Origin of the sequence: Haloactinomyces albus, assembly GCF_031458135.1 — a bacterium.
Taxonomy (GTDB): domain Bacteria; phylum Actinomycetota; class Actinomycetes; order Mycobacteriales; family Pseudonocardiaceae; genus Haloactinomyces; species Haloactinomyces albus.
In genome coordinates this window covers 1,287,377-1,306,338 of the sequence record NZ_JAVDXW010000001.1, presented here as the reverse complement: position 1 = coordinate 1,306,338, position 18,962 = coordinate 1,287,377, and the positions used below count along the sequence as shown (strand labels likewise).

Genomic DNA, 18,962 nt, shown 5'->3' with positions numbered 1-18,962 from the left:
TGTATCGGACTACTGTTACCGGATAATATCCCAATATCGGTAACGCGGAATCAATACTCCGTTGGAGTGATCGCGATCGAGGGGCAGCATGGATAGGATTGCCGTATGGCTGGAAACGCTGGAAAGACTCCGAAGGCTCGCGCGCTGGGTGCTGAACTGCGAGAACTCCGCGAGGATCGTCAGGTTAGTCAGCGCACCCTGTCTCAACGTGTAGCGATATCCAACGCCAGCCTGTCACGCTATGAGACCGGCGAACGCGTGCCGTCCCCCGAGGATGTGGCCAGCATTGTTACCGCGCTCGGAGACGGTGGAATGGTGCGGGAACACCTCATCGAGATGGCTCGTGATGCCGCACAGCCGAACTGGCTTTCCAGCGGAGCATCCGGTATCCACCGCGAGCTCACAACGCTGATTGAGTTCGAGCGTACCGCCACATCGATCGTCGAAGTTTCGCCGATGATCGTGCCCGGCTTGCTGCAAACGGCGGACTACGCTCGGGAGATCATGTCGGGCATGTCGTCAGCGGAGCTGGAAACGCACGTGACGATGCGGGCAGGGCGCCGGGACGTGCTGACACGGCGGCGTCCGGTCGAGTTCGAGGCGTTCATTGTTGAGCATGTGCTGCGGACACCGATCGGCGGTTCTGACGTGATGGCCGATCAGCTCCATCACATGACGCAGATGGCCGAGCTGCCGAACGTCACCCTCTACGTGGTTCCCTCTGGTCTGTCGCGCTGGCATCTGGCGTTGGAAGGCGCGTTCATCTACTTCGAGTTCCCCAAGGCAGCGCCGATCGTCAACCTGGAGCATTATCGGTCCAGCGCCTACCTCCACGACTCGGAGGATGTGAGTGACTACTCCAGGGCGATAACTACCCTCCGAGAGACGGCAATGAGCCCCACCGAATCGGCAGAACTCATTGCCTCCTGTGTCAAGGAAATGGAGGCTCTGACATGACGGTACACCCGACAAACTGGCGGAAGTCCAGCCGTTCAGGGCAGCAGTCCGCGTGTGTCGAGGTCGGCCGTGTCGCCGAGGGCGCGGCGGTGCGTGACACCAAGGACCGTGCCGCCGGCTACTTCACCGCTGACCGTGCTCAGTGGTCGGCGTTTGTTGCCGCGATCAAGGCGGACCGCTTCGCCTGACCAACCGAGACACGCAAACGGGCCTCCGGCGCGAAACCGGGGCCCGTTTACGTGTCCGAGGGGCCAAGGGGGCAGTCTTGCCCCTTTTTTGCCCATTCGATCTTGGTCGGGGCATTCCCGCTTCGGTGTTTTCCCTGGCCATCATAGGTGCCCCCGGCAGGACTCGAACCTGCGACCCAGAGATTAGAAGTCTCTTGCTCTGTCCACCTGAGCTACGAGGGCTCGTGCAGCTCGATTGAGCTGTATCAAGCAGCGTAACGGTCTGTGGCGCAACTGGTGGAGCCTATACGACACCGTTGTTGAGCTGGTATCGAATGGCAAGCCGATCGACAGCTGCGAGCGGCTAACGCGCTCCGGGGGACTGCCGATAGGTCTGCCGATCAGCGGATCGTGGTGCACCGGTGTGGTCCCGGTGAAGTGCGGTGACCGGAGTCGTGGTTGTCCACAGGTCCCTTGCTTATCCACAGGTTGTGACGATGCCATCGCCATTCGTATTCCCGGCCTGCAGGCTGGTGTTGGCGCCGAACAGGCGTGATGGGCACGCCGACCGGCGTGGAGTGGGCCGCCGGCGCCGGAGGGCGATGCGCATGGGGCCGCATGGAAAGGAGACCCGTCATGTTCGAGACGACCGTGACCCTGGTGGGTACCGTGATCAGCCACCCTGCGGTGCAGGAGACCGCCAACGGAAGTCAGGTCACCAGTTTCCGTATGGTGAGTACGGCTCGCCGCTTCGACAAGGAGACCGAGCAGTGGGTCAACGGCGACCGCGTCTTCGCAACGGTGAACTGCCGGAGAAAGCTGGCCGGCGGTGTGTCGGAGGCCGTGTACAAGAACGATCCCGTCGTGGTGACCGGACGGCTCCGAACGCGGGAGTACGAGGTCGACGGGCGGCGGCGATCCAGTACGGAAGTCGAAGCCACCGCGCTCGGACTCGACCTGGCACGTAGCCACCGCCCGGCAGGCCCGGGTGGGGAGCCTTCCCACGGCGCTGTTGGCGAGGGTTCCGCCCCTTCCGGAATGCTGCGACATCCGCCGCCGACGGTGTCGGTAAGCGGGTGACGGTCCCCGACGGTTCGCAACCGACATGCCTCGTGAGCTGGTACGGCCCGGCCATCGAAGGTGCTGGGAAGATCGTTGAGGGGCACGGCCGGGCCGTGTGCTGACCGCAGTGCACAGCCCGGTACCCGATGCAACTACGATCGGTGCTATGGCCGAGTTCATCTACACCATGAAAAAGGTGCGCAAGGCGCACGGGGACAAGGTCATCCTCGATGACGCGACCATCCAGTTCTACCCCGGTGCCAAGATCGGTGTGGTCGGCCCGAACGGAGCCGGCAAGTCGACCGTGCTGAGCATCATGGCGGGACTCGACCACGAGGACAACGGGGAAGCATTCCTGTCACCCGGTTACACCGTGGGCATCCTGCAGCAGGAACCGCCGTTGAACGAGGAGAAGACGGTCCTGGGCAACGTCGAGGAAGGCGTTGGCGAGATCAAGGAGCAGCTCGACCGCTTCAACCAGATCGCCGAACAGCTTGCCACCGACTACTCCGATGAACTCATGGAGGAAATGGGCAGGCTTCAGGAAACACTGGACCATGCCGAGGCCTGGGAACTGGATTCCCAGTTGGAGCAGGCCATGGACGCCCTGCGCTGCCCTCCGCGGGAGGCCGAGGTCCGGTATCTCTCCGGTGGTGAGCGCCGCCGGGTTGCGCTGTGCAAACTCCTGCTGAGCAAGCCCGACCTCCTCCTGCTCGACGAGCCCACCAACCACCTCGACGCGGAGAGCGTGCTGTGGCTGGAGCAGTTCCTGGCCGGTTACCACGGTGCTGTGCTGGCCGTTACCCACGACCGCTACTTCCTGGACAACGTCGCGGGCTGGATCCTGGAGCTCGACCGCGGGCGCACCTATCCCTACGAGGGCAACTACTCCACCTACCTGGAGAAGAAGCAAGAGCGCCTGGAGGTACAGGGCAAGCGTGACGCCAAGCTGCAAAAGCGGGTCAAGGAAGAGCTGGAATGGGTCCGCTCGAACGCCAAGGCTCGCCAGAGCAAGTCCCGGTCGCGCTTGGAGCGCTACGAGGAGATGGCCGCCGAGGCGGAGAAGACCCGCAAGCTCGACTTCGAGGAGATCCAGATCCCGCCGGGGCCGCGACTGGGCAACCTCGTCGTGGAGGCAAACGAGCTGAGCAAGGGATACGAGGACCAGGTCCTGATCGACAGGTTGTCGTTCACACTGCCCCGAAACGGCATCGTCGGTGTGATCGGGCCCAACGGTGTCGGGAAGACGACCCTGTTCAAGACCATTGTCGGGCTGGAGGAACCGGACAGCGGTGAAGTTCGGGTCGGCGATACCGTCAAGCTCTCCTACGTGGACCAGGCTCGGTCCGGTATCGACCCCAACAAGAACGTCTGGGAAGTGGTCTCCGACGGCTTGGACCACATCCAGGTCGGTCAGGTCGAGATGCCCTCCCGGGCCTACGTGAGCGCGTTCGGCTTCAAGGGAGCCGATCAGCAAAAGCCCGCCGGAGTGCTTTCCGGTGGTGAGCGGAACCGGCTGAACCTGGCGATGACGCTCAAGCAGGGCGGGAACACCATCCTGCTGGACGAGCCCACCAACGACCTCGATGTGGAAACACTCGGCTCGCTGGAGAACGCACTGCAGCAGTTCCCGGGTTGTGCCGTGGTCATTTCCCACGATCGGTGGTTCCTGGACCGCGTGGCCACCCACATCCTGGCCTGGGAAGGCGATGACGAGAATCCCGCGAAGTGGTTCTGGTTCGAGGGCAACTTCGAGGGCTACGAGAAGAACAAGATCGAGCGGATGGGGCAGGAAGCCGCCCGCCCGCACCGGGTCACGCACCGTAAGTTGACACGGGGCTGAAGTAGCGGGGAGTCGACTTGGCGAGCGTACGCGGTGCGCAGTGGAATGGGACCGCCCAGGAGTTACTGGAGCCCGCCTGGCAGATGCGCTGGCGGGCTCCGGAACTGGCTTTGATGCTCGGTGACCGGGCTGCCGAGCAGGCCGGGCGGGCTGGTGATACGGCACTGCGATTGCGTGCTGAAGCATTGGCGTTGTTCGCCTCGAACCGGCTCGATCGTGGAGTGGCCGCGACCGAGCGCGCGATTGCGGCGGTGCGCGATGCCGAGAGCGGCGGCGATACCGGAAGTACTGCCTGCCTGCGGGTGGAACTGGCATGTTGCGCCCGCAGCTCGGGCAGTCACGATGTCGCTGTGCGGGTGCTGCAACCGGTCCTGGAGCAGAACCGGATCGAGCCGGATCTCCGTGCGCACGCGTTGATCGAGCTGGCCGCGTCGCTGCCCGCACAGCGCAGGAGCGCCGACCGGGTACAGGCACTGAACGAAGCCGAGCGTCTCTACGCCGAGGAGTCGAACTTCAGCCGAGATATGACCCGGTTGTTGCGCGCTCGGGTGAACATGTCGCGCGCCGGCCACCACCGCAGGTGTGCGGAGCCCACGGCAGCGGCCGAGGCCACCGAAGCGGGGCTGGTGCTGCTGGAGCAGCTCGATGACCCGGCTGCGGACAGTGCGGAGATCCACGTCCACCTCGTGCTGGAGCGGGTCCAGGCATTGTTGGACCTCGGTGAGTGCTCGGCAGCCATGCGGGTTGCCGCGCCCGTCCTGTGGCAGCCCCTGCGGGCGGCCGCGGCCGCTCCCACAGGGTGGCTGCGGCTTGCACTGGCCACCCGGTTGCACCTACCGCAAGGGGAGCACCACACGGCGGTGCGGTTGCTCACCGAGGCTCTCGCCGGTGCGGAACGTCACGGACTGGATGATCTGCAGGCGGAGGTGCTCGGCACCCTGTCCCACGTGCATGAGGGCGGGGAGAACTTCGCGGAGGCACTGCGCTGTGTGCGTGGGGCGTACGCGGCCGACCGCCGCCGGCGTGCCTCGGTGCATGCCGCGCGGATTCGCCTGCTCGAGGAGTTTCCGGCAACGGCGACCGAGGTTGCCGTTCCTCGTCAACAGTCGGTGCCGGACCAGGAGGAGTTCGGCAGGCAGCAGCAGGAGGCGGTATCGCGGCATCCGTCCCACGGCGAGGATGTGCGTGAGTCGGTCCGCCGGTTGATGGACACCTTGGTCGCCGGGGGCGATACGGCCTTCGGCGGAGCCGAGACGCGGGATTCCCGGGAATCCCTGCCCGGGGCGGTGCAGCCGACGCCCGCGACGGATCCCGCCGATTCCTCCCCCGGGAATCGGGGCGAGACCGGGGGGTACGGCGGTATCGAGAGGCTGCCCGGGTTGGCTGAGAAGATCCGGAACGCAGCGCAGCGCGAACCGGCGGATATCGAGCAGGACGCTGCGAACTCGGTCGTACCGAACCGGACGGATCCGGACGGCGGCACCGGCTTTTCGGGGCACGAGGTACCGGTACCGGAGACCATGTTCGCCGACCCCACGAGGCCGGCAACGCGGGGCGGAGAGCAGCGCGATGCTGTTCCCGGTGAGTTCGGTCGGTTATCCGACCCGACCGTGGCGGATTCCGATTCGTGGCGTGTGTCGGCTGCTTCCGAGCAGCTCAGCGAGCTGTCCGCACGGGGACTTGCCGATTCACGAGGACCTGCCGACGCACAATCCCCGGAGCGGAACTCCCCGGAACCGGATGCATCGGGGCCGGAACTGCCGACGCCCGACGTTACCACGATCATGCCGGTCATCCCGGGGCCACTGGAGCCGGAACCGGAGCCCTTCGGCGAACCCGAGGCTTCCTCCGGGCGTGGTGGTCGGCGACGGCAGCGTGAGCACTCGGAGGAGGAATCGTCTTCGCAGGTGCCCGAGCACAGGGGCCCGATGGGCACGGCAGAAGCCGTTGCTTCGAGAGAGGCCACAGGGCCGGGCATCGCAGGCTCGGGCATCGCAGGCTCGGGCAGCGAGCGTGCCGAAGGCGACGTAGCGCATTCCTCGGGTACCGGCCGTAGTGCGCAGGGCCGGTCACTGGCCGAGATCCGGGCGGCTCTTCAACTCGTCGAGGAGCAAGCAGGCAAGCGACGAGCACAGCGCTCCGGAGACTCGGCGGAGCCGTCGGACGACACGCGGTCCCGACCGCCGGAGCCGGACCGGTTTCCGGAGCAGGCTTCGGGGCGGCGCCATCGTGCCGAACCCGAGGATGCCGGTGCCTCGGCCCCCGCAGAACGGCGCTCTGCCGGTGATTTCCTGGCCAAGCACCGTGATCTGCTGCAGGGACTTTCGTCGAACCAGGGCAGTGAGCAGGAAGCGGAACCGAATGGTGAGGCCGGGCTCGCGGACCTCCTCGCAGAGGCTCTGGTCGCCTATGAGAGCGGCAAGCGAAACGAATCGGAAGCCACCGATGGTGCGGCGCATTCCGCTGTGAGCCCTGCTGCGGATCATCATTCCGATCCGGGTGGCAGGCGGCACCGGCACGCGGCCTCGGGGAATCCGTACAGCTGGACGCCGCCTGCGGGCTGAGTGGCGTCGTCGACCTACCCGGCCGTGATCGTCACTCTTCGTGCTTTTCGGGCGACGCGCAGTAGCTCGACGCGCAGTCGGTCCATGCGCAGAAGCCGCCTCTCGGGTTCTAGGGTGGAGCCGTGTCGGCACAACGAGGTGCCGCGACGTATGGAGCTACCTGGAAGATGACCTCGAAAACCGGACAGATGAGCACCGAGCACAACTCGAGCAGTGGAGACCCCGCTGTGGACCAACCACAGAGCCCCGAACAAGCCAGGGACCAGTTGCTCGAGCGGGCCGCTCATATGGTACCCGAACTGGCTGACCTGCTGCACAAGTACTATCGGCACGTTCCGGCCGAGGAACTCGCGCACGATGAGCCCGGCGATCTGGTCGGTGCGCTTCGTTCGCATTACGATCTTGCCGCGAATCGGATCGCCGGGCGTCCCGTGGTGACGATCTTCAATCCCAGCCGCGCCGAGCACGGGTGGCACAGCGCAGCCACCGTGGTGCACCTGGTCACCGACGACATGCCGTATCTGGTTGACTCGGTGATCGCCGAGCTGACCCGTGACGGCGCCCAGGTGCGGCGTATCGTGCATCCGATCGTGGTGGTCCGGCGTGGTCTGACCGGTGAACTGCTGGAGGTGCTTCCGGAGGCGGATCCGAGTGACCCCGGGGCCGGTGCCATCGCCGAATCGTGGATGTATGTCGAGCTCGACCGGGTGGCCGATCCGGAGCGCGCTCGAGCTCTCGAGCAGAGCCTGCTGAAGGTGCTCAACGATGTGCGGGAAGTCGTCGAGGACACCGAGCGGATGATCACCACCGCGCGTGGACTGGCGGATGCTCTCGAAAGTGCTCCGCCGCCGTTGCCCGGCAATCAGGCCGCGGATGGTGCTCGCCTGCTGCGCTGGCTCGCCGATGGTCACTTCACCTTCCTGGGCTATCGGCACAGCGAACTGGTGCGGAATTCGGATGCGGGCGACCAACCGGCGTTGCGTGCCGTGCTCGCTTCCGGGCTGGGTGTGCTGCGCAGCGACAGCGTTGCCGCCCGTAGCCTGACGGAGGGGCCGGATGCGCGGGTCGACGCACTGCCCGACGAACTGCTGATCCTCACCCAGGCAAGCGCGACCTCGACGGTGCATCGTGCGGTGCACCCGTACTACGTGGGGGTCAAGACCTTCGACGAAGAAGGCCGGATCACGGGTGAGCATCGCTTTCTCGGTTTGTTCACCACGACCGCACTGCACGAGAACGTCCTCGACATTCCCGTCATCGAGCGGCGAGTGCGAGATGTGATCCACCGTGCGGGTTTTCCGATGGAGTCCTACTCCGGCCAGCGGATGCTGGAGGAGATCCAGGACTATCCGCGAACCGAACTGTTCTCCACCGACACCGACATGCTGCAGGAGATCATCACCGGAGTCCTGGCGCTGGCCGAGCGCCGTAAGCTCAAACCGTTCCTGCGGCGGGACCCCTACGGTCGCTTCTTTTCCTGCCTGGTCTACCTGCCCAGGGACCGGTACACGACGCGCTCGCGGCTGGCGATGCAGGAGGTTCTGCTCGCGGAGCTGGGCGGCAACAGTCTCGAATACAGCACCCGGGTGGGCGAGTCGACGTTGGCGCGAGTGCATTTCGTGGTGCACACCGACCCGCAGCAGCGGATCGACCCCGACCTGGCGCACGTGCAGAAACGGCTCAGCGAGGCGATCCGCACCTGGGACGACAGGATGGTCGACCAGGTCGACGTCGAACGCCCGGACGGTCGGTATGACGGGCGCTCCGCGGGATACGGCTCGGAAGCCAACAGCGAGGTCGGGCAGCGCTATGCTGCTTCCTTCCCGGAGGCCTACAAGGAGGATTTCAACGCGGGCGAAGGCCTGATCGACCTGCGACGGCTGGAGTCGCTGTCCGAGCCGGGTGAACTGGAAATGTCGTTCTACGTGCCGCGCGATGCGGGCCCGTGGGAACGCCGTTTCAAGATGTTCATCAACGAGCGGGTGACCCTGTCCCAGGTTCTACCGGTGCTGCAGAGCATGGGCGTGGAGGTGGTCGACGAGCGCCCTTACGAGGTCCTGCGCCCCGACGGCACGCAGTGCTGGATCTTCGACTTCGGCCTGCGCGTGGGGCAGGACCTGCTGGAAGCCGCCGGTTCGGAGCGGCTCGATTCGCTGCAGGAGCGTTTCGAGGATGCGTTCCGCGCCGCATGGCTGGGGGAGTCCGAGATCGATCGGTTCAACTCCCTCGTGCTCCGGGCGGGGCTGAGTTGGCGGCAGGCGATCGTACTGCGCGCCTACGCGAAGTATCTGCGCCAGGCCGGTACCGCCTACAGCCAGGACTACATCGAGGACGCCATTCTCACGCACAGCGACATCACCGTGGTGCTGATGCGGTTGTTCGAGGTGCGCTTCGACCCGTCGCTGTCCGCCGAGCAGCGTGCGAGACGGGAACAGGAGCTGGTCGACGAGGTCGTCCGATCGATCGACGAGGTCACCAGTCTCGATGCCGATCGGATCCTGCGCAGCTACCTCAACCTGATCCGGGCCACCCTGCGCACGAACTACTTGGTCACCGACGACAGTGGACAGCTACGCCCGTTCCTGGCGTTCAAACTGGAACCCCGGGAAATCCCCGGGCTGCCCGCTCCGCGTCCGCAGTTCGAGATCTTCGTGTACTCGCGACGCATGGAGGGCGTGCACCTGCGTTTCGGCTCGGTCGCGCGTGGTGGACTGCGCTGGTCGGACCGGCGGGAGGACTTCCGCACCGAGGTGCTCGGCCTGGCCAAGGCCCAGGCGGTCAAGAACGCGGTGATCGTCCCCGTGGGTGCCAAGGGCGGTTTCGTCGTCAAGCGTCCGCCGGTACCGACCGGCGATGGTGCCGCCGATCGGGAGGCGGTTCAGGCCGAGGGGATCGCCTGCTACCGGATATTCATTTCCGGGATGCTCGACCTCACCGACAACCTCGCCGGTGGTCGTGTCGTGCCGCCACGGGAGGTGGTGCGCCACGACGGTGACGACACGTACCTGGTGGTGGCCGCCGACAAGGGCACCGCGAGTTTCTCCGACATCGCCAACGAGGTCGCCCGGTCCTACGGGTTCTGGCTGGGTGATGCGTTCGCCTCCGGTGGCTCCGTCGGATACGACCACAAGGCCATGGGGATCACCGCCAAAGGGGCTTGGGAAAGCGTCAAGCGCCACTTCCGGGAACTGGATACCGACGTCCAACGCGAGGACTTCACCGTCGTCGGTGTCGGGGACATGGGTGGTGACGTCTTCGGTAACGGCATGCTGCTGTCCGAGCACATCAGGCTGGTCGCCGCGTTCAATCACATGCACGTGTTCATCGATCCGGATCCCGATGCGGCATCGTCGTTTGCCGAGCGCAGGCGCCTGTTCGAGTTGCCGCGGTCGACCTGGGACGACTACGACCGCAGCAAGATCAGTGCGGGCGGCGGGGTGTGGCCCCGGTCGTTGAAGTCGATTCCGTTGAACCCGCGGATTCGTCGGGCACTGGGCATCGACGCCGACGTCGACCAGCTCGCTCCGGCCGAACTGGTCAAGGCGATTCTGCAGGCACCGGCCGACCTGCTGTGGAACGGCGGCATCGGCACCTACGTCAAGGCAGGGACGCAGACGCATGCCGATGTGGGGGACAAGGCCAACGACCCGGTGCGTGTCGACGGGGACCAGCTGCGGGTGCGGGTCGTCGGAGAAGGGGGAAACCTCGGGATGACCCAGCTCGGCCGGATCGAGTTCGCCGAGATGGGTGGCAAGGTCAACACCGACGCCCTGGACAACTCGGCCGGTGTGGACTGCTCCGACCACGAGGTCAACATCAAGGTGCTGCTGGATCAGCTGGTTTCCCAGGGGTACTTGGACGGTGTCCAGCGCAACGAGTTGCTTCCGAACATGGCCGACGAGGTATCGGAGCTGGTGCTGGACGACAACCACCGGCAGAACAGGCTCCTGGGGATCTCGCGCGCCCATGCGGCGGAGATGCTCTCGGTGCACGCGCGGCAGGTCAGCGCACTGGAAAAGCACAACGGCCTGGACCGCGAGCTGGAGGCGCTGCCGACCCCCGAGCAGTTCCGGGAGCGGGAGAAGTCGGGCGCGGGGTTGACCTCGCCCGAGCTGGCCACCCTCATGGCGCACGTCAAGTTGTCCCTCAAGCAGGATGTACTGGCAAGCGACCTGCCGGATGCCGACGCATTCGCCAGGCGGCTGCCGGACTACTTCCCGGGTCCGTTGCGGGACCGGTATTCGGAGGCGATCCCGGATCATCCGCTGCGGCGGGAGATCACCACGACCCTGCTCGTCAACGAGGTCGTCGACGGTGCCGGAATCTCCTACGCCTATCGGCTGGCCGAGGAGATGAGCACCGGCGCCACCGATGCCGTCCGGGCCTATGCCGTGGTGACGTGCGTTTATGACCTTCCGTCGCTGTGGCGGGAGATCGACGACCTGGGCACGGAGCTGCCCAGTGAGATCACCGATGGGATGGTGCTGGAGACCCGCAGGTTGCTCGATCGAGCATCGCGGTGGCTGTTGTCGAACCGTCCGCAGCCACTGGCCATCGGTGCGGAGATCAGCCGGTTCCGGCCGGTGGTGGCCGAACTCTCCGCGAGTGTCCAGAGCTTGCTGCGTGGCCGTGCAGCCGAGAACGCCGCCGAATACGCGGGAAGACTCACCGCCTCGGGAGTGCCGTCGAACCTGGCGGAGCGGCTCGGTGCGCTGCTGGACACCTATGCGCTGCTGGACATCACCGAGATCGCCGAACTGGCCGAGCGTGATGCCGGGGTCAGCGCCGAGCGCAGCCCCCGGGAAAGTGCCGAGCTGTACTATGCCCTGGCCGAACATCTCGACATCGAACGGATGCTGGTGGCGGTGAGTGGCCTGGAACGTGGCAATCGGTGGCACTCGCTGGCGCGGCTGGCACTGCGGGACGACTTCTACGCGTCCCTGCGTGCGATCACCGTGGATGTGCTGCGCACCAGCAATCCGGAGGACGGTCCGGAGGTCAAGATCGCGCAGTGGGAGCAGGCCAATGCTTCCCGGCTGAGTCGAGCCAGGGCGTCGTTGGAGGAGGTCAAACGCTCCGGGCGGCAGGACCTGGCGACGCTGTCGGTCGCCGCGCGGCAACTGAGCAGTATGGTCCGATAGCGCGAGAGTTCGATCAACCCGGCAGCGGTGGCTGGTGACGGTATCGGCCACCGCTGCCCTGTGCAGCAGAAAGGAAGCTGGTGGGAGCGTTCATTGCCGAGGTGGCCCTGCGCTGGTCCGATATGGACGCGTTCGGCCATGTCAACCACGCCAGGACCGTCACGTTGCTCGAGGAGGCCCGCGTCGGCCTGTTGTTCAACGAGGCCGAACGGCACGGCCTGACCGGAATGGCCGAGGGCATGGTGGTGGCCAGGGTGGTGATCGACTACCACGCACCCCTGGTCTATCGGGCGGGCGTGCTCCAGGTGCGGATGTCGGTGCGTGACCTGCGGCCGGCCTCGTTCGTGATCGACTACACGGCCACTGCCGGCGACACCGCCTCGGTGACCACGGCGGAAACGTTGATGGTTCCCTATGACCTGGCTGCCGGGCGCCCCCGGCGGCTCACCGATGATGAGCGGGAGTTCCTCTCCGAATGGCAGCTCAACCCCGCTCTGGCGGACAAGGAGTACGGTCTTGCCTGAGTTGCGGATGTCCGAAGCGGTCCAGCGTGACGACCTCAGCGCGTTCGTGGCCCGAGCCGTTCGGTTGGATGAACAGGCGGTGATCCGGCTGCGGGCGCGTGGTGACACCGGGCGGATCGACGCCTGGTCGGCGACCCCGTTCGACGCGTTGTGCACCAGGGCGGTGAGCGGCGAGGTCGAGCCCGCGGACCTGAGCGTGTCGGGCAGCGAACTGCTGGCGACGCTGACCGTCGCGGGAGGCGCGAGGATGGATCCGGGGCCACCGCGCGACTTGCTGTGGCGCTCCGAACTGCCTCCCACCGAGGGATGGAAGCGGGTGGATGACCTGCCCGCCAAGCTGGTGGGAGAGGTCGCCGAGCAGGGAGTCGGCCTGGCCAAGGACAATGTGGGTCCCAAGGGCACCCCGCCCGCCTCGCTGATGGATCAGGAAGTGTTCACCGTCAACGGCGCCGGGTTCGAGGTCAAGATCCCGCTGCGCTGCCTGTTCGTGCTGTCCGGGATGGGATTCCTCGTGAACTCACCGGCGGAGAGCGAGGTGGTGCGGGTCAGCGCCACCGACTCGTGGCTGCGGCTGGATTCCCGGTTCGGTGCGGTGGCCCGTCGTCGCCATGCGCTGCTTCCGCTGCTGTTCTGAGGCCGGCGAGAGGCGACCTCGATGTGCTCGGGGAGGGGTTGAAGTTTGCGGGAAGACTTCAACCCTCTCCCCGGCCGACCGGGAAGACCTCAGAACCAGGAGTTGACCATGCCGTGGGCGGCCATTTCGAAGTACTGCCAGAGCTGATCGCGGTGTTCGGGGGCGAGGTCGACTTCCTCGTCGAGTGCGATCCGCATACAGCGCAGCCAGGCGTCCCGCTCCGCGAGTCCGATCTTGAACGGTGCGTGCCGCATCCGCAGCCGGGGATGGCCGCGCTGTTCGGAGTAGGTGTGCGGCCCACCCCAGTACTGCATCAGGAACAGTCGCAGACGCTCTTCGGCACCGCTGAGGTCCTCCTCCGGATACAGCGGTCGCAGCAGTTCGTCCTTGGCCACCTCCGCGTAGAAGCGTGCCACGATGCGGTGGAAGGTGGCTTCGCCGCCGACCTGCTCGTAGAAGGTTTCCGGAGTGCCCACGCGCCCTCCCTGAGCGTTATGACTGGTACCCGTCCAAGTGTGGCATCACGCGACCGGCCGGATAAGGCGGCTTGATGTTCTCGTCGTCGTAAGCGCGCTTGATCTCGGCACGCAACTTGCGTTGCACCGACCACTGCTGACCAGGACGTACCTTGGCGGTCAAGCGCAGCGTGATCGTGTCGGAGGTGATCTGGTTGATCCCGAGCATTTCCGGTTTCTCCAGCACCTCCGAGGACAGCGGTTCGTGTGCGGAGGCCTCGGCGGCGACGGTGGCCCCGACCTCCTGTGCCTTCTTCACGTCGCTGGTGTGTGCGATCGGCAGATCCACCACCGCGATCGCGAAGCCCTGACTCGAGTTGCCGACACGCAGGATCTCGCCATTGCGCACGTACCAGACCGTGCCGTTGACATCCCGCAAGGTCGTCACCCGCAGACCGACGGTTTCCACCGTACCGCTGGCTTCGCCGAGATCCACCCAGTCGCCGACCCCGTACTGATCCTCGATCATCATGAAAATACCGGAGAGGAAGTCGCGCACCAGGTTCTGCGCGCCGAAACCGAGTGCGACACCGACCACCCCTGCCGAAGCGATCAGCGGCCCGAGCTCCACGCCCAGCACCTTCATGGCATATACCAGGGCGAATCCGAAGATGATGAACGAAGCCAGCGACTTCAGCACCGAGCCGATCGTTCTCGCGCGCTGGTTGCGCCGCTCCGCCAGCGTCTCGCCGGACAGCGCCTCACCCTGACGCTCCCGCAACGGTTGCAGCAGCTTCGGCGGTGTGCCGTTACCTCGGGTCAACCGAGTGATCGTGCGGTGTACGAGCCACCGCAGCAGCAGGGCGACAAGCAGAATCAACAGGATCTGCAGTGGCTTGGCGATCAGCATGTCGGAGTAGACAGCCAGCCAGTTGTTCCCGGTGACCTGGTGAATCCAGTTGCACAGATTGCTTTTATTGCCACATCGGGGCTGGGATAACAGGGACGAGGTCATGGTTTCGGGGGCTCCATGGGGGGCTTCGCGGGTCGGGCGAACCGAGACATGATCCGGCTTGCGGACCGATCCGCATGCTCACCCGGACCTCGTGAACGCCCCGCCGTCCACGATGTCGGCTTTCGGTGCCGGCCGGGGGAACCGGCACCGGCCGCGGAGGGACTACTCCAGAGGGAGTCCCGTCGCCTCCGCCAGAAAGGTGAGCTGGTCGGTTGCCAACCCCACCGTACGCGACACCGAGCGAGCGGAATGACCTACCTCGGTTTCCCTGCGCAGAAGTATCGGGCGTTTGTTCGGGTCGGATGCCGTCGCGTGCTGGAGTGCAGCACACATCTTGCGGGCATGACCGGGATCCACGCGTGTGTCCGATTCGAACACCGTGAACAGCACCGAGGGGTAGTCGGTCCGTTCCCGCACGTTGTGGTACGGCGAGTAGGACAACAGCCACCCGAGTTCCTCGGGATCGTCGGCGGAGCCGTACTCCTCGCTCCAGAGCCGTCCGAGCAGGAAATTCTCGTAGCGCACCATGTCGAGCAGGGGCGCTGAGCACACCACTGCCCGGTACAGGTCGGGACGCTGCGTCAGTGCGGCCCCCACCAGCAGTCCGCCGTTGGAGCCGCCGGTGATCGCGAGCTGCTCCGGCGTGGTCCAGCCGTGTGTCACGAGGTGCTCGGCTGCGGCGTGGAAGTCGTCGAACACGTTCTGCTTGCTCTCGCGCATGCCCGCGCGGTGCCAGTGCTCACCCTCCTCACCGCCACCCCGCAGGCACGGCAGCGCCCATACGCCGCCCGCGGTGACCCAGGCCAGCGCGGTCGGGGAGTAGCCGGGCTCCATCGGCAGGGAGAAACCTCCGTACCCGGTCATCAGGGCCGGGCGGGTCGCATCGGGGTCGGGTGTCGGGCTGAGGACGAACATCCGCACCGTGGTGCCGTCCGCGGAGGCGTAGCTGACCTGACGGGTGTACACCGCAGTGGAATCCCGTGTGCCGGGCGCCTGCTCGACGAGCGCGGTCCTTCCCGCCGCCTGCGAGTAGCAGTGCACGCACGGAGGAGTGGTGAAGTCGGTCCAGCCGATCCACAGGCGATCGCGATCGGTGCCGGTGTGCTCGTCGACCGTGGTCAGGGCGGTCACCTGGCCGGTACCCGGTAGTGGAACCGTGCCGGTTCGGGTACCGGTTGCGGGATCGTGCAGCGTCACTTCGGATACGGCATGGCGTGTCCGCAGCACCACCAGCCGCGGGGCCTCGTCACCCGGATCGAACCAGCGGACGGCTTCCAGGACGGAGTCGGAGTCCTCGGCGATCAACTCCGTCCAGTTCGCCGGATCGGGATGTTCCGGATCGGCCACGCACAGCCGCCAGCGTGCGGCGTTCAGCGTCGTCTGCACGTACATCCGCCCGTCGCGCTCCACCCACGCGGAGGCGCGGACCTCCTCGGAGGTGTCGAGAATCCGGTGCAGACGGGGCACCGTGCCGCTGCGGGAGAGGTCGGCGATCCACACCGAGTCTCGCCGGGCCGTGCCGGGGCTGCCGTGGATGAGCAGCCAGCGCCCGTCCCGCGACACACTCGCGTCGAAGAAGAACGTGTGGTGCAGACCTGCACCGTGGATGAGCAGGTCCTCGTCCGGAGAGGTACCGACCCGGTGGCGCCACACTCTGCGGTGGAACTGCTGTTCGTCCTCGGGTACCGATTCGGGAGGCAGTCTGCGGATGTAGAAGAACTCGTCGCCCCCGGGCAGCCACCCGATCGAGGAATACCGGCACCGATCGATCGGTCCGTCGAGCAGCTCTCCGCCGGCCACGTCGAGTACGTAAAGCAAGGACTCCTCGTCGCCGCCTGCCGAGACCTGGTAAGCGAGCCGATCGCCCTCCAGGCTCGCCGACCAGCGGTCCAGCGTCGTCAGACCGGAGGGATCGAGGTCGGTGACATCGAGCAGGGTCCGCTCCGTGCCGTCGCTGTCGCGGACATACAAGACCGGAAACTCCTGCTCCGGTGCGCGCCGGGTGAAAAACGCCCGACCGGCGCGCCATACCGGTGCGGAGACCGAACCGGCTTGGAGAAGCGATCGCATGCTGTCCGCCGCAGTCTCCCGGCCCGGCAGCGCGTCGAGCCGGCCGCGAGCGAGTTCGTCCTGTGCTCGGGACCACGCAGGGGTGCGTGGGTCCTCGGTGTCTTCGAGCCACCGGTACGGGTCGGCAACACGGTGGCCGTGGAGCGACTCCACGGTCTCCGCACGCTCGGTATCAGGATAGGGCCGGGCAGCGGGGTGGGGCTGGGGCACGGGCTGAACGTCACTCACATCCACCGACGATACGGATGGGCACGCGCAGGGTGGATTCGTGTCGGGTCTGCTGCATCCGATTCGATCATCGTTATCGGGATTTCGGGGGGTTGCTCGGATGTCGTTTGTCCCGTGTTCGACCTTCGTTCGAGAAATTTTGACATTATCGATGTGATGCGATGCGGATCACGCGTGCATTCCGGGTGGGTTTTGTGTTCGACTATTGCTCGGTAACCGGTGGAGGTGGTCGAGTGCCCGACCGAAAACCGACTCCGCTCGGCGCAGCCACGGGGCTGACGTCGCGAGCGACATCGTGCCAGCAAGGCCGGGGTAGTGGACCTGCGAACAGGGTCACCCCGGAGCCGACATCCGCCCACGGTGGGCTGTCCTGGCGCAGGCGACGCGTACTTCTGCTCAATACGACCTTCGAGCCGCTGACGGCGCTTCCGCTGCGCAGGGCCATCGTGCTGGTGGTCTGTGGCAAAGCAGAAGTGGTGCACGGGGACTCTGCGGGATTGATGCTGCACTCGGCAACGAGCAGCGTCGAGGTTCCGTCCGTGATCCGATTGAGCACTTTCGTCCAGGTGCCCTATCGGGGACGCGTACCGTTGAGCCGCTCGGCACTGATGCACCGCGACAACCACCGATGTGTCTACTGCGGTGTGCGTGCCGAGACGATCGACCACGTCGTTCCCCGGAGCAGGGGAGGGGCTCACTCGTGGGAGAACTGCGTGGCGTGCTGCACCAAGTGCAATCGCCGTAAGGCCGATCACACCCTGCGTGAACTGGGTTGGCGGTTGGCCGAGACACCGCGGGCTCCGCGTGGTCGGCACTGGCGGTTGATCGCGGGTTTGTCCGAGACCGATCCGCTGTGGTTGCCCTACCTGGGAGAAGCCGCCGCCTGAACCGGTCGGTGCCGGGCTCCGGTGCCGGCCGCGCTGTGTTTGCGGCTGCCGGGGCGGCGGTTCCGCCCGCAACCGCTGATGCGTACTCCCGATGTCCCGCTGATGCGGACGCCTCGGCCGCCTCGGCTGGTCCGGATTCCCGGCCGAGCTTCTTCCTGTCGCCGACCGCTGATACGCACACCGCCTCCCACGAGAGTGTGGTAGTTCGGACGAGTGACCTCATGGCCGTGGGTGGCGGATTTGGTGCTCGACATCGTGTGCCTCCTGTAAGCGCAGACCATGCTTGAAACTTGTCCGGTCAAATATGCAAGACCCATACAGGTGAAAGTTAGAACCGGAACCTCGTCGAAACAATCCGCCAAGTTGGCCGCCAGGGGCGGCCTTCCGGGGGACCCGACTGGCGGTTGAAGCTAGCCTGGACGAGTTAGTTTAGGTGATGCTCCTCACGCTTACTAGTAACCAAGAGTAGTTTTATGGTGCCAAGCTGGAGATTTCTGTCACTTGAGGTGATGGAGGCTGAGATGACCTGGCTACGAGTTGCTGTGCGTGTTGGGGAACACGCGGCGATCGCCGCCCTGTGATGTGGCATGCCCACAGGTCTTGACCAGCCGAGCAACCCGATCGGATACCGTCTTGGTGTGACTGCTGTGGAGACCTTGCTCATCTTGGTGCTGACCCCTGCGGCCGTTTATGGCCTGGTCTCGCTCCTTGTGTTGTGGCCGAGGATCACCCGTGCCCGCTACCGCTCGGGCCAGGAGTGGGACTTTCCCCCGGTGTTCTGGGTGGCCAACCCTGCGGGCGTGAGTACGACCAGCCCACCGGGAGCGGAGGAGAGCACCGCGTCGGAGGCACAGCTCAGCACCGCTCGGGGAGGCGCACGTGGCAACTGGTGAGATCGCCGAGACGCCCGACGAGGGGCGATCCGGTGTGCGGCAGTCCGACGAACTGGCCAGCGGTGAGGCGCTCATGGCCACGGGCCGCCTCTCGATCGCTCGCCGGATCGAACCGGAAAAGGCGAACCTGCCCTTCGGGCACGCCCAGCTCGCACGTTTGGACGAGGCGCTGACGCTGTCCAGCCGGACGACCGGTCTGGAGTTCGCCATCTACCTCGGTGAGCTGGAGGAGCAGACCCGCGAGCATGCCGAGAAGATCCACGCGAATCTGGGAGACCGGGCCGATGCGGGTGTTCTGATCGCCGTGTCACCGGGCCAGCGCCGGATCGAGATCGTCACCGGGGCGGAGGCATACCGTCGAGTGCCGGACCGAACCTGCAACCTGGCGGTCATGAGCATGGTGGCCTCGTTCAAGGAGGGCAACCTGATCGAGGGGCTTGTCAGCGCGTTGCGGATGCTCTCGGACGCCGCAGGCACCCGGGTTTCCGGCGAGGGTGCCCCCGGCCACCACTGAGACGTCCG

At 65.9% G+C, this 18,962-nt stretch carries 14 protein-coding genes and 1 tRNA gene; 11 read left to right on the top strand and 4 right to left on the bottom strand.

Going from position 1 to position 18,962, the window contains the following annotated elements; all coding sequences use genetic code 11:
* The first annotated feature begins 105 nt into the window (after window positions 1-105).
* Both JOF55_RS06070 and JOF55_RS06065 read left to right on the top strand, forming a co-directional pair.
* Window positions 106-957: a helix-turn-helix domain-containing protein gene (locus JOF55_RS06070; protein ID WP_310270826.1), complete on the top strand. Its 852-nt coding sequence runs from the start codon at window positions 106-108 to the stop codon at window positions 955-957.
* Window positions 954-1,145, top strand: a complete 192-nt coding sequence (locus tag JOF55_RS06065; RefSeq protein WP_310270823.1) for a DUF397 domain-containing protein — start codon at window positions 954-956, stop codon at window positions 1,143-1,145. Before JOF55_RS06070 ends, JOF55_RS06065 begins: the two co-directional genes overlap by 4 nt.
* 148 nt (window positions 1,146-1,293) lie before the next feature.
* On the opposite strand, the gene JOF55_RS06060 is transcribed toward JOF55_RS06065, so the two are convergent.
* Window positions 1,294-1,367 (bottom strand) — tRNA-Arg (locus JOF55_RS06060).
* Between the two features lie 393 nt (window positions 1,368-1,760).
* Here JOF55_RS06060 and JOF55_RS06055 point away from each other — a divergent pair.
* From JOF55_RS06055 to JOF55_RS06030, 6 genes are all read left to right on the top strand, one after another.
* A complete protein-coding gene (locus JOF55_RS06055; RefSeq protein WP_310270820.1) occupies window positions 1,761-2,204 on the top strand; it encodes a single-stranded DNA-binding protein in 444 nt (147 codons plus the stop codon).
* Window positions 2,205-2,352: 148 nt separating this feature from the next.
* Entirely contained in the window at window positions 2,353-4,029 is a 1,677-nt protein-coding gene (gene ettA, locus JOF55_RS06050; RefSeq protein ID WP_310270817.1) for an energy-dependent translational throttle protein EttA, read from the top strand.
* A 17-nt stretch (window positions 4,030-4,046) separates the two neighbouring features.
* Window positions 4,047-6,593: a hypothetical protein gene (locus JOF55_RS06045; RefSeq protein ID WP_310270814.1), complete on the top strand. Its 2,547-nt coding sequence runs from the start codon at window positions 4,047-4,049 to the stop codon at window positions 6,591-6,593.
* A 188-nt stretch (window positions 6,594-6,781) separates the two neighbouring features.
* Window positions 6,782-11,734, top strand: a complete 4,953-nt coding sequence (locus JOF55_RS06040; protein ID WP_374727404.1) for an NAD-glutamate dehydrogenase — start codon at window positions 6,782-6,784, stop codon at window positions 11,732-11,734.
* Window positions 11,735-11,814: 80 nt separating this feature from the next.
* A complete protein-coding gene (locus JOF55_RS06035; protein WP_310270807.1) occupies window positions 11,815-12,258 on the top strand; it encodes an acyl-CoA thioesterase in 444 nt (147 codons plus the stop codon).
* A complete protein-coding gene (locus tag JOF55_RS06030) occupies window positions 12,251-12,892 on the top strand; it encodes a DUF8010 domain-containing protein (protein ID WP_310270804.1) in 642 nt (213 codons plus the stop codon). The genes JOF55_RS06035 and JOF55_RS06030 overlap by 8 nt, the downstream gene beginning before the upstream one ends.
* An 89-nt stretch (window positions 12,893-12,981) precedes the next feature.
* On the opposite strand, the gene JOF55_RS06025 is transcribed toward JOF55_RS06030, so the two are convergent.
* The 3 genes from JOF55_RS06025 to JOF55_RS06015 all read right to left on the bottom strand — a co-directional run bounded on the left by JOF55_RS06025 (window position 12,982) and on the right by JOF55_RS06015 (window position 16,660).
* Entirely contained in the window at window positions 12,982-13,368 is a 387-nt protein-coding gene (locus tag JOF55_RS06025) for a globin (protein WP_310270801.1), read from the bottom strand.
* Between the two features lie 16 nt (window positions 13,369-13,384).
* A complete protein-coding gene (locus tag JOF55_RS06020) occupies window positions 13,385-14,362 on the bottom strand; it encodes a mechanosensitive ion channel family protein (protein WP_310270798.1) in 978 nt (325 codons plus the stop codon).
* Between the two features lie 162 nt (window positions 14,363-14,524).
* Window positions 14,525-16,660 carry a prolyl oligopeptidase family serine peptidase gene (locus tag JOF55_RS06015; protein ID WP_310270795.1) on the bottom strand — a complete coding sequence of 712 codons (2,136 nt, stop codon included), beginning with the start codon at window positions 16,658-16,660 and terminating at the stop codon, window positions 14,525-14,527.
* Window positions 16,661-16,893: 233 nt separating this feature from the next.
* Between JOF55_RS06015 and JOF55_RS06010 the strand changes: the two genes are divergently transcribed.
* From JOF55_RS06010 to JOF55_RS06000, 3 genes are all read left to right on the top strand, one after another.
* Window positions 16,894-17,547 (top strand): HNH endonuclease, encoded by a 654-nt coding sequence (locus JOF55_RS06010; protein ID WP_310270793.1) that lies wholly within the window; start codon window positions 16,894-16,896, stop codon window positions 17,545-17,547.
* A 638-nt stretch (window positions 17,548-18,185) separates the two neighbouring features.
* Entirely contained in the window at window positions 18,186-18,440 is a 255-nt protein-coding gene (gene ctaJ / locus JOF55_RS06005; RefSeq protein WP_310270790.1) for an aa3-type cytochrome oxidase subunit CtaJ, read from the top strand.
* Window positions 18,427-18,954 carry a DUF5130 family protein gene (locus JOF55_RS06000; RefSeq protein ID WP_310270787.1) on the top strand — a complete coding sequence of 176 codons (528 nt, stop codon included), beginning with the start codon at window positions 18,427-18,429 and terminating at the stop codon, window positions 18,952-18,954. The genes ctaJ and JOF55_RS06000 overlap by 14 nt, the downstream gene beginning before the upstream one ends.
* The last annotated feature ends 8 nt before the right edge of the window (window positions 18,955-18,962 follow it).

Coding starts and splice junctions, on each gene's coding strand:
- JOF55_RS06070 (WP_310270826.1), top strand. CDS start 106: ATGGCTGGAAACGCTGGAAAGACTCCGAAGGCTCGCGCGCTGGGTGCT.
- JOF55_RS06065 (WP_310270823.1), top strand. CDS start 954: ATGACGGTACACCCGACAAACTGGCGGAAGTCCAGCCGTTCAGGGCAG.
- JOF55_RS06055 (WP_310270820.1), top strand. CDS start 1,761: ATGTTCGAGACGACCGTGACCCTGGTGGGTACCGTGATCAGCCACCCT.
- ettA (WP_310270817.1), top strand. CDS start 2,353: ATGGCCGAGTTCATCTACACCATGAAAAAGGTGCGCAAGGCGCACGGG.
- JOF55_RS06040 (WP_374727404.1), top strand. CDS start 6,782: ATGAGCACCGAGCACAACTCGAGCAGTGGAGACCCCGCTGTGGACCAA.
- JOF55_RS06020 (WP_310270798.1), bottom strand. CDS start 14,362: ATGACCTCGTCCCTGTTATCCCAGCCCCGATGTGGCAATAAAAGCAAT.